This is a genomic window from Streptomyces viridosporus, from assembly GCF_002078235.1.
GTDB classification, from domain to species: domain Bacteria; phylum Actinomycetota; class Actinomycetes; order Streptomycetales; family Streptomycetaceae; genus Streptomyces; species Streptomyces viridosporus.
This window is the reverse complement of the sequence record NZ_MSGP01000024.1, coordinates 1-14,646: the sequence shown is the minus strand read 5'-3', so window position 1 is coordinate 14,646 and position 14,646 is coordinate 1. Positions and strand designations below refer to the sequence as shown.

Below are 14,646 nucleotides of genomic sequence, written 5' to 3'. Positions count from 1 at the left end.
CGGCCCCGCGCGCGGGGCCGCCCCGGCCGAGTCGGTGGACGCAGCGCTCGTTTCAGTGGACGCAGTACTCGTTGCCCTCCGGATCCGCCATCACGACCCACGCTCCGGAGGGTTCGTCCACCCGCCGCAGCACCTTCGCGCCGAGCCGCTCCAGCCGTGCGACCTCCTCCTCGCGGCGCCCCTGACCGGGGTGCAGGTCGAGGTGGAGCCTGTTCTTGGCCGTCTTCGCCTCGGGCACGCGCTGGAACAGCAGCCGCCGCCCGAGTCCGGTCCCGCTCTCCTCCTCGTAGGGGTCGTCGGGGTGCCGTACCGCGGTCAGGTCGCGCCAGGCGCGGCGGCCGTGGGACTCGGTGGTGAGGCCGTCCGGTACGGCGCCCGCGCCGAGCAGCCGCTCGATGAGCGCGCTGTGGTCCTCCCGCGTGTACCCGAGGGCGGCGGCCCAGAAGTCGGCCTGCGCGTGCGGGTCCGCGGCGTCGACGACGAGCTTCCAGTGCACGGGGGTGGGCGAGGCCGGTGTCTGCGTCATGTAACCAGTTATATTGGTTACATGAGTGGGAGCGCAACGGAAACACCGGACGACCGGCCCGGTCTGACCCTGTTCTCGTACGAGGGGAAGCCCTACCGCTTCGACCCCGGTGCCCTGTGCCTGGAGCTGCTGCCGACCGGCGGTCCCGGCGCCTTCGCGCGGTACGAGGTGCTGCACGAACCCGCGGACCTCGTGGTCTGGGCCGGGCGCAGCCGCCTCGCGGACGGACTGCGCCTCACCGTCGACGCGGCCGAGCTGGAGCGGGCGCGCACCCTGCGCAACGCCCTCTTCCTGCTCGCCGCCGACCGCGCCCACGGCCGCCCGCCCCGGCCGGAGCACCTCGACGCGGTCAACGCGGCCGCCGCCGAACCCCCGCTGGTCTCCCGTCTCGGGCCGGACGGCACCCGGTCCTGGGCGCCCGGCGCCACGGGCACCCAGCTGCTGTCGACCGTCGCCCGCGACGCGATCGACCTGTTCACCGGCCCGTACGCCCACCGCATCCGCGAGTGCGGCGCCCACGACTGCCGACTGCTCTTCGTCGACACCTCGCGCCCGGGACGCCGCCGCTGGTGCGCGATGGAGCACTGCGGGAACCTGGCGAAGGTGCGGGCGCACCGGGCGCGCCGGGCCCCGGACGGCGGGTGAGTCAGCGACCCGCGGGCTCCGCCTCCGCCACGTCCGCCTGCCGCCCCGCGGCGGCCCCGGTCCCGGCCGTCGTGCCGGCGAGCGTGCGGGCGGCCCGGCGGGCGGTGCGCAGCGCGTCCCAGGTGAGCAGCGCGAGCGCCAGCCAGACCAGCGCGAAACCGGCCCAGCGCTCGGGCGGCATGGCCTCCCTGAAGTAGAGGACGCCCAGCAGGAACTGGAAGACCGGGGTCATGTACTGGAGCAGCCCCAGGGTGGACAGGGGCACGCGGATCGCGGCGGTGCCGAAGCAGACCAGGGGGAGCGCGGTGACGATGCCGGTGGAGGCGAGCAGGGCCACGTGCCCGGCGCCCTCGGTGGTGAAGGTGGAGCCGCCCCGCGCGCCCAGCCACAGCAGGTAGCCGAGCGCGGGCAGGAACTGGACGGCGGTCTCGGCGGCCAGCGACTCGACGCCGCCGAGGTCGACCTTCTTCTTGACCAGCCCGTAGGTCGCGAAGGAGAGGGCGAGGCAGAGGGAGATCCACGGCGGGTGGCCGTAGCCGACGGTGAGGACGAGCACCGCCGAGGCGCCGACCCCGACCGCGGCCCACTGGGCGGGCCGCAGCCGTTCCTTCAGCAGCAGCACGCCCATCGCGATGGTGACCAGCGGGTTGATGAAGTAGCCGAGGGAGGCCTCGACGACGTGCCCGGAGTTCACGGCCCAGATGTAGACGCCCCAGTTGACGGTGATGACCGTCGCGGCGACCGCGATCAGGGCGAGCCGGCGCGGCTGTCGCAGCAGCTCGCCGAGCCAGGCCCAGCGGCGCACGACGAGCAGGGCGGCGCCCACGAAGAACAGCGACCAGACCATCCGGTGGGCGAGGATCTCCACGGCGCCCGCGGGCTCGAGGAGCGGCCAGAACAGCGGGACGAGCCCCCACATCCCGTACGCCGCGAAGCCGTTCAGCAGTCCTATGCGCCGCTCGGCGGCCGACTTCTCGGTCACGGGTCCTCCTTCGTCCCTGCGCGTGCCCCGTGTCGCGCGGCGCTGAGCCGTGGACGCGCGATGCCCGTCGACGACGGTAACGCCGGACACCCCCGCATGTCATACCCGTACCGGAATACGGTCATGACGGACGGGGGTGTCCGGCCGAGGACGATCGGCCGGGGTCAGCCCTTGAGCGCGGCGGAGACGGCCTCGGCGAGCGGGGTGGTGGGGCGCCCGATCAGGCGGGACAGATCGCCACTGTCGACGACCAGTTCGCCCTTCTCGATGGAGGCGTCCACGCCCGCGAACACCGCGGCCACCGGTCCGGGCAGGCCGGCGCCGGTCAGGATGCCGGTGAGCGCCTCGACCGTGACCTGCCGGTAGGAGATCTCCTCGCCGGTCTGCCGGCTCAGCTCGGCCGCGTACTCGGTGAGGCTCCACGCCTCGTCGCCGCCCAGCTCGTACGTCGTGTTCTCGTGCCCCTCGCCGGTCAGTACGGCGACGGCGGCGGCCGCGTAGTCGGCGCGCGAGGCGGAGGAGATCCGGCCCTCACCGGCGGCGCCGACGACCGCGTGGTGCTCCAGCACCGGAGCGAGGTTCTCGGTGTAGTTCTCGTGGTACCAGCCGTTGCGCAGCAGGACGTACGGCACGCCCGAGGCCAGCAGGGCCTCCTCGGTGCCGCGGTGGTCGTCGGCGAGGGCGGCGGTCAGGGTGCCGGGGGCGCTGGTGTAGGCGAGCAGGGCGACACCGGCGGCCTTCGCGGCGTCGATGACGGCCCTGTGCTGCCCCACCCGGTCTCCCCCGACCTCGTTGCCGGAGATCAGCAGCACCCGGTCACCGGCCGCGAACACGCCCTCCAGGCTCTCGGGGGCGCTGTAGTCGGCGACCGCGATCCGTACACCGCGGGCCGCGAGACCGGCCGCCTTCTCCGCGCTGCGGACGACGGCGGTGACCTGCTCGGCCGGGACCTGCTCCAGCAACTGCTCCACGACGTGACGGCCGAGGTTCCCGGTGGCTCCGGTGACGACGATGCTCATGATGCGAGAACTCCTTGTGGGGGTGCTTGTGCACTAACCCTAAGTTCTGCGCTAACCAGAGGAAAGTACCCACTTTGAAGTAAGGTACTGACATGGCGGTAAGTGAGCGTGGCCGGGGGAGCGACGGCGAGGCGATGTGTCCGCACCGGCTGGTCCTGGAGCACGTGACCAGTCGCTGGGGCGTGCTGGTGCTGATCCGGCTCCTCGAGCGGTCGTACCGCTTCAGCGAGCTGCGCCGGGCGGTCGGCGGGGTCAGCGAGAAGATGCTCGCCCAGACCCTCCAGACCCTGGAGCGCGACGGCCTGGTGCACCGCGACGCCAAGCCGGTCATCCCGCCCCGCGTCGACTACTCCCTCACCGGCCTGGGCCGTGAGGCGGCCGAGCAGGTGCGCGATCTGGCCCTGTGGACCGAGAAGCGGATGGACGACGTGCAACGGGCGCGGGCGGCATATGACACCGCACGCAGGCGGGCTGAGCAGGGCTGACGGCGTCGCGGGGGACGCGGACGGCGCTCGCCGGGCACACGTGCGCCAGGGCGTCGGCCGACACGGGCGGCACGTCCTTCCATGCGCCCCCTCTCCGCCTCTCACGCCGGCCGGCCCCGCCCGGCATCCTGGGGGCGGGGCGCCATGCCCTACCGCGCGCCGGTCGTCGTGCCTCCCGCGACCTCGCCGTCGGCGCCCGGATGCCTGACTCGGGGGTACGCCTTGGCCGCACAGAATCCCGACGCGCGAAGGAACGGTTCCGCAGCGAGGGTGAGAGGCGGTCGGGTGCGCATCCCTTTCCCGCGTTCGCCGTGGCGCCGGCGTCAGGAGGAACTGGCTCTGGATCTTCTGCGTGAGCTCGCGCGCCTGACCGATCAGATCCACTGCGCCAACCTGATCCAGCTCCACCGCATCACGGCGGCGCAGGCGGACCACGCCCTGGCCGACCCGGCGCTGGCGTCGGCCATGAGCACGCTGGACGACCTCTCGGAGGGCAGGCGCCGCCAGGTGCTCTTCGTCAACCGCCAGTACGGCGCGATCCTGCTGGGCCACCGTGTCGGCGGCTACGACTGGGACGTGCTGATCGGGCATCTGCGGGTGCTGTGCCGGAACCAGGTGTTCAAGGAGTACTGGGAGATGACCGTGGAGCACCGGCTGAGCCTGCCCTCCCGGTCGCTCGAAGCCAGGGTGGGGAAGGCCGTCGACGCGATCATGGACGACCTCGCGGACGACCCCGACGAGTGGTGGGTCGTCGGTCCGCCGCCCGACGGGGACGGGGGCTGATGTCCGGCCGACAAATAATATCCGAGAATTGTCGACAAGCGGTATTCGCTTATTGTCGACAAATTAATCCCCGGAAGTGCGGAATGATTTCCCCTCGACTTTTTCGAGCGGAATTGGATTATGGGTCGGGCGGGCGATAATTTGGCCGGGTTCTCCTGTACCCTACTGCCCAGGGTTGGGTTATTCACGCCCGCCCCCGGAAGCGAGCCCGCGTGCACAGCGAACTCCCTGCCGTCAGCATCGTCCGGCGCCTCGGCGACTCCCCGCGTCAGCGGGGGAGTATGACGGGCGAGACCTGCCCCGACCTCTTCGAACTGAGTGACGGCAATTTCGCGGTCATCGGAACCGACCGGACCGAAGAATTGGATGCGCTGCTTCCGGAAAGCGCCGCGAGAGCGGACTACGAGCGCATTGTCGTGATTACCCGTGACACGCTTCTCCGTGCCAAGCGGGATATTCCTGACGCCTGACGCCTGACACGACAGACGCCCGACGCGCCGTTCGGAGAGGGCCCCGGCATCCAGGGATGCCGGGGCCCTCTCCGTCTGTTTCCGTGCGCTCAGCCGACGACGGTCCAGGTGTCGTTGCCGGCCAGGAGGGCGGCGAGGTCGCCCTTGCCGCGCTGTTCGACGGCGGTGTCGAGCTGGTCGGCCATCAGGGTGTCGTAGACCGGCCGGTCGACGGAGCGGAACACGCCGATGGGGGTGTGGTGCAGGGTGTCCGGGTCGGCGAGGCGGGACAGCGCGAAGGCGGTGGTCGGGGACGCGGAGTGGGCGTCGTGGACCAGGATCTCGGCCTCGTTCTCCGGCGTCACCGCGACCACCTTCAGGTCACCGGTGGCCCGGTCCCGCACGACGCCCTTGGACTGCTCGTGGCCGAAGCGGATCGGCTCGCCGTGCTCCAGGCGGATCACCGCCTCCTCGGCCTGCTGCCGGTCCTTGAGGACCTCGAAGGCGCCGTCGTTGAAGATGTTGCAGTTCTGGTAGATCTCGACCAGGGCCGTGCCCGGGTGGGCGGAGGCCTGCCGCAGCACCTCGGTGAGGTGCTTGCGGTCGGAGTCGACCGTGCGGGCCACGAAGGACGCCTCCGCGCCGATCGCCAGCGACACCGGGTTGAAGGGGGCGTCCAACGAGCCCATCGGGGTCGACTTGGTGATCTTCCCTACCTCGGAGGTCGGGCTGTACTGGCCCTTGGTCAGCCCGTAGATCCGGTTGTTGAACAGCAGGATCTTGAGGTTGACGTTGCGGCGCAGGGCGTGGATCAGGTGGTTGCCGCCGATGGACAGCGCGTCGCCGTCGCCGGTGACGACCCAGACGGACAGGTCGCGGCGGGAGGCCGCCAGGCCGGTGGCGATGGCGGGGGCGCGGCCGTGGATGGAGTGCATCCCGTAGGTGTTCATGTAGTACGGGAAACGGGAGGAGCAGCCGATGCCGGAGACGAAGACGATGTTCTCCTTCGCCAGACCGAGTTCGGGCATGAAGCCCTGGACGGCGGCGAGGATGGCGTAGTCACCGCAGCCGGGGCACCAGCGCACTTCCTGGTCGGACTTGAAGTCCTTCATGGACTGCTTGCCCTCGGCCCTGGGGACCAGCTTCAGTGCCTCAGTCATCGATGGCCTCCTTCAGCGCCGTCGCGAGCTGTTCCGCCTTGAACGGCATCCCGTTGACCTGGTTGTACGACGTGGCGTCGACCAGGTACTTCGCCCGGATGAGGGTGGCGAGCTGGCCGAGGTTCATCTCGGGGACCACCACCTTGTCGTACCCCCGCAGCACCTCGCCGAGGTTGTGCGGGAAGGGGTTGAGGTGCCGCAGGTGCGCCTGCGCCACCGACTCCCCGGCCGCGCGCAGCCGCCGCACGGCCGCCGTGATCGGCCCGTACGTCGAGCCCCAGCCCAGCACCAGCGTCCTCGCGCCGTGGGGGTCGTCGACCTCGACGTCCGGGACCTCGACGCCGTCGACCTTGGCCTGGCGGGTGCGGACCATGAAGTCGTGGTTGGCCGGGTCGTAGGAGATGTTGCCGGTGCCGTCCTGCTTCTCGATGCCGCCGATCCGGTGCTCCAGACCCGGCGTGCCCGGGATCGCCCACGGACGCGCCAGCGTCCGCGGGTCGCGCTTGTACGGCCAGAAGACCTCGGTGCCGTCGTCCAGGGTGTGGTTGGGGCCCTGGGCGAACCGCACGCGCAGGTCGGGCAGCTCCTCCAGGTCCGGGACGCGCCAGGGCTCGGAGCCGTTGGCGAGGTAGCCGTCGGAGAGCAGGAAGACCGGGGTGCGGTAGGTCAGCGCGATCCGCGCCGCCTCCAGGGCCGCGTCGAAGCAGTCGGCCGGGGTGCGCGGGGCGACCACCGGCACCGGCGCCTCGCCGTTGCGTCCGTACATCGCCTGCAGCAGGTCCGCCTGCTCGGTCTTGGTCGGCAGGCCGGTGGAGGGGCCGCCGCGCTGGATGTCCACGATCAGCAGCGGCAGCTCCAGGGAGACGGCCAGGCCGATCGTCTCGCTCTTGAGGGCCACACCGGGGCCGGAGGTGGTGGTGACGGCCAGCGAGCCGCCGAAGGCCGCGCCGAGTGCGGCCCCGATCCCGGCGATCTCGTCCTCGGCCTGGAAGGTCCGCACGCCGAAGTTCTTGTGCCGGCTCAGCTCGTGCAGGATGTCCGAGGCCGGAGTGATCGGGTAGGAGCCGAGGAACAGCGGCAGGTCGGCCTGGCGGGAGGCGGCGACCAGGCCGTAGGCCAGGGCCAGGTTGCCGGAGATGTTGCGGTAGGTGCCGGGCGGGAACGCCTTCACCGCCGGGGCGACCTCGTAGGAGACGGCGAAGTCCTCCGTCGTCTCGCCGAAGTTCCAGCCCGCGCGGAACGCGGCGATGTTGGCCGCCGCGATGTCCGGCTTCTTGGCGAACTTCGAGGCCAGGAACTTCTCGGTGCCCTCGGTCGGCCGGTGGTACATCCACGACAGCAGGCCCAGCGCGAACATGTTCTTGCTGCGCTCGGCCTCCTTGCGGGTGAGGTCGAACTCCTTCAGCGCCTCGACCGTCAGGGTCGTCAGCGGCACCGGGTGCAGGTGGTAGCCGTCCAGCGAGCCGTCCTCCAACGGGTTGCTGCCGTAACCGACCTTCTGCAGCGCCCGCTTGGTGAACTCGTCCGTGTTGACGATGATCTCCGCCCCGCGCGGCATGTCGGCGATGTTCGCCTTCAGCGCCGCCGGGTTCATCGCGACCAGCACGTTCGGCGCGTCACCGGGGGTGAGGATGTCGTGGTCGGCGAAGTGCAGCTGGAAGGACGAGACCCCGGGCAGGGTGCCGGCGGGCGCGCGGATCTCGGCCGGGAAGTTCGGCAGCGTGGAGAGGTCGTTGCCGAAGGACGCGGTCTCCGAGGTGAAACGGTCACCGGTGAGCTGCATGCCGTCACCGGAGTCCCCCGCGAACCTGATGATCACCCGGTCCAGGCGGCGGACGTCCTTCGCTCCCGCCGCTTTGCGCTGCTCTCCCACGACTGCTTCGTCGGCCTGCTCCGCTGGGCTGCTGACCTGGCTGGTCACTGAACTGGACCTCCCTCGAGGCGGCTGTCCGGGACGGCCTTCCCGTGGGCCTTCCCTGGATCAACCCTACGTCCGTAAGGGGCGCTCACCTTGGGTCATTCGCATATTGGACACGAGGCCGAGACGCCCGGGCGCCCGGACATGTCCCGCCTTCTCCTTCGATTACCCCTGGTAACGACTCCTCGGCCCTTGTCTTCGAAGACGTCGGCCGGGCCCGTTCCGGTTCGGGGCGCCGCCACCGGGCCCTTCGTACGGCGCGGCGAGGGGCGCACGGGCGGTGGACGGTCCCGGTCTCAGGAGTTGAGATACGTGAGCACGGCCAGTACCCGCCGGTGGTCGCCGTCGCTCGGGGACAGCCCCAGCTTCAGGAAGATGTTGCTGACGTGCTTCTCGACGGCGCCGTCGCTCACCACCAGCTGCCGGGCGATCGCCGAGTTCGTCCGCCCCTCGGCCATCAGCCCCAGGACCTCCCGCTCGCGCGGAGTGAGTCCCGCGAGCACGTCCTGCTTGCGGCTGCGCCCCAGCAGCTGCGCGACCACCTCCGGGTCCAGGGCCGTACCGCCCCGGGCCACGCGCACCACCGCGTCCACGAACTCACGTACTTCGGCTACCCGGTCCTTGAGGAGATAGCCGACGCCGCGGCTGGAACCGGCGAGCAGCTCCGTGGCGTAGCGCTCCTCCACGTACTGCGACAGCACCAGCACCCCGATGCCCGGACGGTCCTTGCGCAGCCGCACCGCGGCCCGCACGCCCTCGTCGGTGTGCGTCGGCGGCATCCGCACGTCGGCCACCACCACGTCCGGAAGCAGGTCCTGCCCGTCCAGCTCGGCGATGGTCTTGATCAGCGCGTCGCCGTCACCGACACCGGCCACGACCTCGTGTCCCCGGTCGGTCAGCAGCCGGGTCAGGCCCTCCCGCAGCAGCACCGAATCCTCGGCGATGACCACCCGCACCCTGTCCTCCACGATCCTCGGCCCCCCACGGCCCCGCGCCGCATCCGCCCCCGTGGCGGTCCGGCTGTCGGGTCCAGCATCTCAGCATCCGGTGGGGGGTGCTGCGGGGCAAGGCGATCGGGGATGTCCGGTAGGGGTGCTGCGGGGCGACGCCACCAGGAGGGTCCGGGGAGGGACGTTGCGGGGCGACGCGATCGGGGGCGCCGTCGCTGCGCGCCGGCCGGCCCGTGTTCAGCGCACACGGGACCGGCGCACAGGGAGTGGGCGCGGGCCCACCGCCCGCACCCGCCGCCTTGCCGACCGCCGGTCTCAGCCCGCGCTCACCGCGTCCGCTCCGCCCGCCACGGCAGCTCCGCCGTCACCCGGGTCGGCCCGCCGGCCGGGGAGTCCACCACCAGGATCCCGTCCACCGCGTCCAGCCGCTCCGCCAGACCGGCCAGTCCGGAGCCCCGGGACACGTCGGCACCGCCCACGCCGTTGTCCACGACCTGCAGCATCAGCCGGTTCTCCGTCCGCCACACCTCCACGGCCGCCCACGTCGCCCGCGCGTGCTTGCTGATGTTCTGCAGCAGCTCCGAGACGGTGAAGTAGGCGATGCCCTCGATGGCCGGCGCGGGCCGCTCCGCCAGATCCACCTCCACCTGCACCGGCACCGTGCAGCGCGAGGCGACCGAGGACAGGGCCGCGTCCAGGCCCCGGTCGGTCAGCACCGCCGGGTGGATGCCGCGCGCCAGGTCCCGCAGTTCCTGCAGGGCCGTCTTCACCTCGCCGTGCGCCTCGTCCACCATCTCTGCCGCGACCTGCGGATCCTCCCGCAGCTTCTCCTTCGCCAGCCCCAGGTCCATGGCGAGGTTCACCAGCCGGGCCTGCGCCCCGTCGTGCAGGTCGCGCTCGATGCGCCGCAGATCGGCGGCGGCCGTGTCCACCACGACCCCCCGGTCCGACTCCAGCTCCACCACCCGCGTGGCCAGCCGGGACGGCCCGAGCAGCCCGTGCACCATCACCCGGTCCACCGTCGTCAGCGCCCGGACGATCCACGGCGCGGCGATGGTGAACAGCAGGCCCACCAGCGCCGTCACCGTGATCTCGAACGGGTTGTCCAGGTAGATCCGGTGCTGCTCGTCGCCGTACAGCTGTATCCCGCCCTGACCGGTGTACACCGGGAAGACCCAGAACCACAGCGGGTACGTCAGCAGCGACCAGCCGACCGACCAGACGGTCACCACGACGGCGAAGGAGAATACCGCCCACGGCAGCTGCAGCACCGCGTACAGCAGGGACCGCCACGAGCTGCCGCTCTTGAGCACGGCACCGATCCACGCCATGAACCCCTGCCGCTTCATCCGCAGCGGCTCCGGCTCGCCCACCTCCAGGCCCAGCAGTCCCCGGGCCCGCGCCCGCTCCACCGCGCCGAACCCCCGGCAGCCGGCGAGCGCCGCCGCCAGCACCGGGACGCCGAGGAACGTCACCAGCAGACCGGCCCCCAGCGACACCATCGTGACCGCGTACGTGAACAGCAGCACGCTGATCGGCAGGCTCAGCAGCACATGGCCCAGTTCCCGCCAGGTGCGCCCCTCGACCGGCGCCCGCAGCGCGGCCGGCAGCCGGTGACGCCGTTCCCCGGGACGCCCGGGCCCCGTGTCGAGCCCGTAGCCCTGTCCGTCATAGGTGGCCATCGACGTGGTCCTCCTCCTCGTCCCGCGGCTGTGCTGTCGTACCTCCAGCCTGCTGTGCCGCAGGTCGGCGGACCATGGAGTCCGTCGCAGTCCTGGACCGGGGGTTATCCCCACCCCGGCCGCGGGTGGCCGCCCCTGCGGGTGCGTCCGCGGGCGCGTCGCGGCCGCGTCCGTGGTCGCCCTCCCGGCCCCCTTCCGGGCCTCCTCCTGCCCGGTTCCCTTCCGGGGCGCCCCCTCGGCCGTCCTCCGGTCCACCCGCGTGTCCTAGGCGGGGACGCCGGAACGGTCCCGCCACGGCAGCTCCGCCGTGACGGTCGTCGGACCGCCCTCGGGCGACTTCACGACGAACAGCCCGTCCACCGCGCCCAGCCGGTCGGCGAGGCCCTGCATCCCCGTACCGCCGTCCAGACTGGCGCCCCCGCGTCCGTCGTCCCACACCTGTATGAGCAGCCGGCCCTCCGACCGCCACACGTCGACCGCCGCCGCCCGGGCCCCGCTGTGCTTGCTGACGTTCTGCAGCAGCTCCGAGACGGTGAAGTAGGCGATGCCCTCGATGGCGGCGGCCGGCCGTTCGGCGAGGTCGACCGTCACCTTCACCGGCACCGTGCAGCGCGAGGCGACCGAGGACAGGGCCGCGTCCAGGCCCCGGTCGGTCAGCACCGCCGGGTGGATGCCGCGCGCCAGGTCCCGCAGCTCCTGCAGGGCCAGCTTCACCTCGCCGTGCGCCTCCTCGACCATCGCCGCCGCCGAGTCGGGGTCCTCCAGCAGCTTCTCCTTGGCCAGTCCCAGCCCCATGGCGAGGTTCACCAGCCGGGCCTGCGCCCCGTCGTGCAGATCCCGTTCGATGCGCCGCAGGTCCGCCGCCGCCGTGTCGAACACCACGCCCCGGTCGGACTCCAGCTCGGCGATGCGCCGCTCCAGTTCGTCGGAGGGCGACAGCAGACCGCGCACCATCATCCGGTCCACGTCGGTCAGGCCCCGCACGACGAACGGCAGCACCGGCCACAGCACGAACAGGCCGACCAGCGTGACGGTGAAGGTCAGGACGCCCCAGGGCAGGCGTATGAACTCGTACAGCACCGTGCGCCAGCCGACCGGATCCTTCACCGCCATCCACAACTGCGGCCAGAACCCCCGGGCGCCGCGCCACGGCAGCCGGCTCGGCTCCTCCACCCGCACCCCGAGCAGCTTCCTCGCCCGCGCCCGCTCCATCCTGCCCAGCAGCCGCGCGCCCATCAGCCCGGCCGCGAGCACCGGGAACCCGATCACCGTGACGGTCAGCCCGACACCCGTGAAGAGCGCGGTCACCACGTAGACGAAGCCGATCAGCGACACCGGCAGGTTCGCCAGGAGGTGGGCGATCTCCTTCCAGGTGTGCGCGTCGTAGGCGAAACGGGGCGGTGGCGGGCGGTCGCCGTGCCCGGCCGTGTCCGGGACCGCCGTCACCGGGGTACCCAGGGGAGGGTGTCGTTCGGTCATGTGCATCAGCGTGCCCGGAGCCGGGGGTCCGCGCCATGAGGTGGACCGCCACGTTGCCCTGAGGAAAACCCCACCCCCCGCATGCCGAGGCATGACGGGCTGCTTACCGTGCCTTTATCAGGGCCTAGACTCCCCTGCGTACAGATCGTCGAACCGCGACGTTCACCGGTACGGACCCAAGGCGCGGACCGAGGCGCGGTTCACAGCACGGATCAGGCACGGATCAGGGCACGGACCAGGGACACCAGCCAGGGAGTGAGGGGCGGACGTGCGGGAACCGACCGTCGTCGAGACGACCGTCGTCGCGGCGGACTACTTCCAGTCCTACTCGGTCGTCGGACTGCTGGCCGTCGTCGGCATGCTGTTCGTCGCGGTCGCCTTCGGGGCCGGACGCCTGCTGCGCCCCGTGGTGCCCACCCCCGAGAAGCTCCTGACGTACGAGTGCGGGGTCGACCCCGTCGGTGAGGGCTGGGCCCACACCCAGGTCCGCTACTACGTCTACGCCTTCCTCTACGTGATCTTCGCGGTCGACTCGATCTTCCTCTTCCCCTGGGCGACCGTCTTCGCCGCCGACGGCTACGGCGCGACCACCCTCGTGGAGATGTTCATCTTCCTCGGCTTCCTCGCCGTGGGCCTGCTGTACGCATACAAGAAGGGCGTCCTGACATGGACGTGACCCCCTCGACCTCCTCGAACCCTTCGGCCTCCTCCGCCTCGTCGGCCCCGTCGGCCGCCGAGCCGGTCCTGCTGCCGGAACCGAAGCGGCTCGGCGCGCTCGCCCGCCTGGCGCCCGAGCCGATGAAGGTGGTCCTCAACTGGGGCCGCCGCTACTCGCTGTGGGTCTTCAACTTCGGCCTCGCCTGCTGCGCGATCGAGTTCATCGCCGCGTCGATGGCCCGCCACGACTTCATCCGCCTCGGCGTCATCCCCTTCGCGCCGGGACCGCGCCAGGCCGACCTGATGGTCGTCTCCGGGACGGTCACGGACAAGATGGCGCCCGCGGTGAAACGCCTGTACGAGCAGATGCCCGAGCCGAAGTACGTCATCTCCTTCGGTGCGTGCAGCAACTGCGGCGGCCCGTACTGGGACTCCTACTCCGTCACCAAGGGCGTGGACCAGATCATCCCGGTCGACGTCTACGTCCCGGGCTGCCCGCCCCGGCCCGAGGCACTGCTCCAGGGGATCCTCAAACTCCAGGAGAAGATCGCACGGGAGTCACTGGGGGAGCGGTACGGAACCGGCCCCGGGACCGCTCCCGGCGCGGGACGCCCGTCGGCGGCGGCGCTGCAGAGCGGGTTGGTCGCACCGCCGGCGGCCGGTGAGCCCGGTGGCGGGGCGCCGGACACGGGGGAGGAGCGATGACCGCGGTCGGCTGGCTCCCCGCCGGCGCCGAGGAGCTGTTCGGCACGGACGCCACGGCGGAGGAGTCGTACGGCGTCCTGACCGTCGACGTGCCCCCCGCCTCCTGGATCTCCGCCCTGGAGACCGCGCGCGACCGCGTCGGCTGCACCTTCTTCGACTGGCTGAGCGCGGTCGACGAACCCGGCACCGGATTCCGTGTCACGGCGCACGTCGTGGCCCTGGCGCCGGTGCGGCGCCTGCTGCTGCGCACCACGGTCCCGCACGAGGCGCCGACGCTCCCCTCCGCCGTGGACGTCTACGCGGGCGCGGCCTGGCACGAACGCGAGACGTACGAGATGTTCGGCATCGACTTCGCGGGCCACCCCGCCCTGGAGCACCTTCTCCTGCCGGACGGTTTCGAGGGCCACCCCCTGCGCAAGGACTTCGTCCTCGCGGCCCGCGTCGCCAAGGCCTGGCCCGGCGCCAAGGAACCCGGGGAGCCCGCGGCGGGTGCGGAGCACGGCGGCCCGCGGCGCCGCCAGATGCTGCCGCCCGGTGTCCCCGACCCCAACGAATGGGGCCCGCTGAAGGGCCAGCTCCCGCCTGCCCCGACCCGTACGGCCCGCGGTGCCGGCCGGGCGGCCGCGGGTGCGGGGCGAGCGGCCGGGGAACGCCCCGCACCCGCGGCCCGGTCGGCGGGCGACCGCCCCGTACGCCGCACCCGCACGGCGGCGGAGGGCTCGGCGAGCCAGGTCGCCGGGGGAGCGACGGGCCGGGCCGCGCCGGCGCGTCCCGGGGAACCGGTCACGGACACCGGCGCTTCCACGGAACCGATCCGTCCGTCAGCGTCCGCCGTGCCCCCCGCGCCCCCCGTGCGACGTGCCCGGAGCGCGAGCGAGGGATCGGCGTCCCAGCGTGCCGGGGCCCGTGGCGCCGGCGGTCCCCGGCGGGCGCGCAGCGCGTCCGAGGGGTCCGCGAGCCAGCGCGCCGCGTCGGACCGGGCGGCGTCGCCGGGCGGAACCGGACCGGCGGACGGCGCCCCCGCGCCCGGACCCGCCGGAAGCCGGCCGGAACGGGAGCCCTCCGGCGCACCGCGCAGCCCGGACGCCCCCTGGCACCACGCCCGCCCGGCCTTCGACCGGCCCGAAGCCGAGGACGGCACCGGTGCCGGGCCCGAAACGGCCCCCGAGGCCGAACGGGAAACCGCGGGCCCGGCACCGGTGCCGT

General features: G+C 72.3%; 15 protein-coding genes. 7 read left to right on the top strand and 8 right to left on the bottom strand.

Features of this window, described 5'->3' with window-relative positions; translation table 11 throughout:
- Positions 1 to 52: 52 nt before the first annotated feature.
- A complete protein-coding gene (locus B7L92_RS02020; RefSeq protein ID WP_081235782.1) occupies positions 53 to 526 on the bottom strand; it encodes a VOC family protein in 474 nt (157 codons plus the stop codon).
- A 21-nt stretch (positions 527 to 547) separates the two neighbouring features.
- Between B7L92_RS02020 and B7L92_RS02015 the strand changes: the two genes are divergently transcribed.
- A complete protein-coding gene (locus tag B7L92_RS02015) occupies positions 548 to 1,171 on the top strand; it encodes a CGNR zinc finger domain-containing protein (protein ID WP_081235781.1) in 624 nt (207 codons plus the stop codon).
- Between the two features lies 1 nt (position 1,172).
- Here B7L92_RS02015 and rarD read toward each other — a convergent pair whose 3' ends face one another.
- Complete coding sequence (gene rarD, locus B7L92_RS02010; protein ID WP_081235780.1) at positions 1,173 to 2,153, bottom strand: EamA family transporter RarD; 981 nt, start codon at positions 2,151 to 2,153, stop codon at positions 1,173 to 1,175.
- A 164-nt stretch (positions 2,154 to 2,317) separates the two neighbouring features.
- Positions 2,318 to 3,172 carry an SDR family oxidoreductase gene (locus B7L92_RS02005; protein ID WP_081235779.1) on the bottom strand — a complete coding sequence of 285 codons (855 nt, stop codon included), beginning with the start codon at positions 3,170 to 3,172 and terminating at the stop codon, positions 2,318 to 2,320.
- A gap of 92 nt (positions 3,173 to 3,264) precedes the next feature.
- On the opposite strand from B7L92_RS02005, the gene B7L92_RS02000 reads away from it, so the two are divergent.
- The 3 genes from B7L92_RS02000 (at position 3,265) to B7L92_RS01990 (ending at position 4,910) form a co-directional block, all read left to right on the top strand.
- Positions 3,265 to 3,657 carry a winged helix-turn-helix transcriptional regulator gene (locus tag B7L92_RS02000; RefSeq protein WP_081235778.1) on the top strand — a complete coding sequence of 131 codons (393 nt, stop codon included), beginning with the start codon at positions 3,265 to 3,267 and terminating at the stop codon, positions 3,655 to 3,657.
- Positions 3,658 to 3,942: 285 nt separating this feature from the next.
- A complete protein-coding gene (locus B7L92_RS01995; protein ID WP_255310715.1) occupies positions 3,943 to 4,440 on the top strand; it encodes a DUF6082 family protein in 498 nt (165 codons plus the stop codon).
- 212 nt (positions 4,441 to 4,652) lie between these two features.
- The gene (locus tag B7L92_RS01990) at positions 4,653 to 4,910 is read left to right on the top strand and encodes a hypothetical protein (RefSeq protein ID WP_255310714.1); all 258 of its coding nucleotides are present in this window, start codon (positions 4,653 to 4,655) and stop codon (positions 4,908 to 4,910) included.
- 89 nt (positions 4,911 to 4,999) lie between these two features.
- On the opposite strand, the gene B7L92_RS01985 is transcribed toward B7L92_RS01990, so the two are convergent.
- The 5 genes from B7L92_RS01985 to B7L92_RS01965 all read right to left on the bottom strand — a co-directional run bounded on the left by B7L92_RS01985 (position 5,000) and on the right by B7L92_RS01965 (position 12,078).
- Positions 5,000 to 6,049 (bottom strand): 2-oxoacid:ferredoxin oxidoreductase subunit beta, encoded by a 1,050-nt coding sequence (locus B7L92_RS01985; RefSeq protein WP_081235776.1) that lies wholly within the window; start codon positions 6,047 to 6,049, stop codon positions 5,000 to 5,002.
- A complete protein-coding gene (locus B7L92_RS01980; protein ID WP_081235775.1) occupies positions 6,042 to 7,970 on the bottom strand; it encodes a 2-oxoacid:acceptor oxidoreductase subunit alpha in 1,929 nt (642 codons plus the stop codon). The genes B7L92_RS01985 and B7L92_RS01980 overlap by 8 nt, the downstream gene beginning before the upstream one ends.
- Before the next feature lie 293 nt (positions 7,971 to 8,263).
- Positions 8,264 to 8,923: a response regulator transcription factor gene (locus B7L92_RS01975; RefSeq protein WP_304364693.1), complete on the bottom strand. Its 660-nt coding sequence runs from the start codon at positions 8,921 to 8,923 to the stop codon at positions 8,264 to 8,266.
- A gap of 320 nt (positions 8,924 to 9,243) precedes the next feature.
- A complete protein-coding gene (locus B7L92_RS01970; protein WP_081235773.1) occupies positions 9,244 to 10,599 on the bottom strand; it encodes a sensor histidine kinase in 1,356 nt (451 codons plus the stop codon).
- 264 nt (positions 10,600 to 10,863) lie between these two features.
- Positions 10,864 to 12,078: a sensor histidine kinase gene (locus B7L92_RS01965; RefSeq protein WP_438363923.1), complete on the bottom strand. Its 1,215-nt coding sequence runs from the start codon at positions 12,076 to 12,078 to the stop codon at positions 10,864 to 10,866.
- 268 nt (positions 12,079 to 12,346) lie between these two features.
- Here B7L92_RS01965 and B7L92_RS01960 point away from each other — a divergent pair, with 268 nt between their 5' ends.
- The 3 genes from B7L92_RS01960 to B7L92_RS01950 all read left to right on the top strand — a co-directional run.
- On the top strand, positions 12,347 to 12,754 hold the full coding sequence (locus B7L92_RS01960; RefSeq protein WP_081235771.1) for an NADH-quinone oxidoreductase subunit A: 408 nt from the start codon (positions 12,347 to 12,349) through the stop codon (positions 12,752 to 12,754).
- Positions 12,745 to 13,440, top strand: coding sequence for an NADH-quinone oxidoreductase subunit B (locus tag B7L92_RS01955; protein ID WP_081235770.1), 696 nt, complete (start codon positions 12,745 to 12,747; stop codon positions 13,438 to 13,440). Before B7L92_RS01960 ends, B7L92_RS01955 begins: the two co-directional genes overlap by 10 nt.
- A partial coding sequence (locus tag B7L92_RS01950; RefSeq protein ID WP_174703913.1) for an NADH-quinone oxidoreductase subunit C occupies positions 13,437 to 14,646 on the top strand: 1,210 nt, incomplete at its 3' end. The genes B7L92_RS01955 and B7L92_RS01950, both read left to right, overlap by 4 nt.

Coding starts and splice junctions, on each gene's coding strand:
- B7L92_RS02020 (WP_081235782.1), bottom strand. CDS start 526: ATGACGCAGACACCGGCCTCGCCCACCCCCGTGCACTGGAAGCTCGTC.
- B7L92_RS02015 (WP_081235781.1), top strand. CDS start 548: ATGAGTGGGAGCGCAACGGAAACACCGGACGACCGGCCCGGTCTGACC.
- B7L92_RS02005 (WP_081235779.1), bottom strand. CDS start 3,172: ATGAGCATCGTCGTCACCGGAGCCACCGGGAACCTCGGCCGTCACGTC.
- B7L92_RS02000 (WP_081235778.1), top strand. CDS start 3,265: ATGGCGGTAAGTGAGCGTGGCCGGGGGAGCGACGGCGAGGCGATGTGT.
- B7L92_RS01985 (WP_081235776.1), bottom strand. CDS start 6,049: ATGACTGAGGCACTGAAGCTGGTCCCCAGGGCCGAGGGCAAGCAGTCC.
- B7L92_RS01970 (WP_081235773.1), bottom strand. CDS start 10,599: ATGGCCACCTATGACGGACAGGGCTACGGGCTCGACACGGGGCCCGGG.
- B7L92_RS01965 (WP_438363923.1), bottom strand. CDS start 12,078: ATGACCGAACGACACCCTCCCCTGGGTACCCCGGTGACGGCGGTCCCG.
- B7L92_RS01955 (WP_081235770.1), top strand. CDS start 12,745: ATGGACGTGACCCCCTCGACCTCCTCGAACCCTTCGGCCTCCTCCGCC.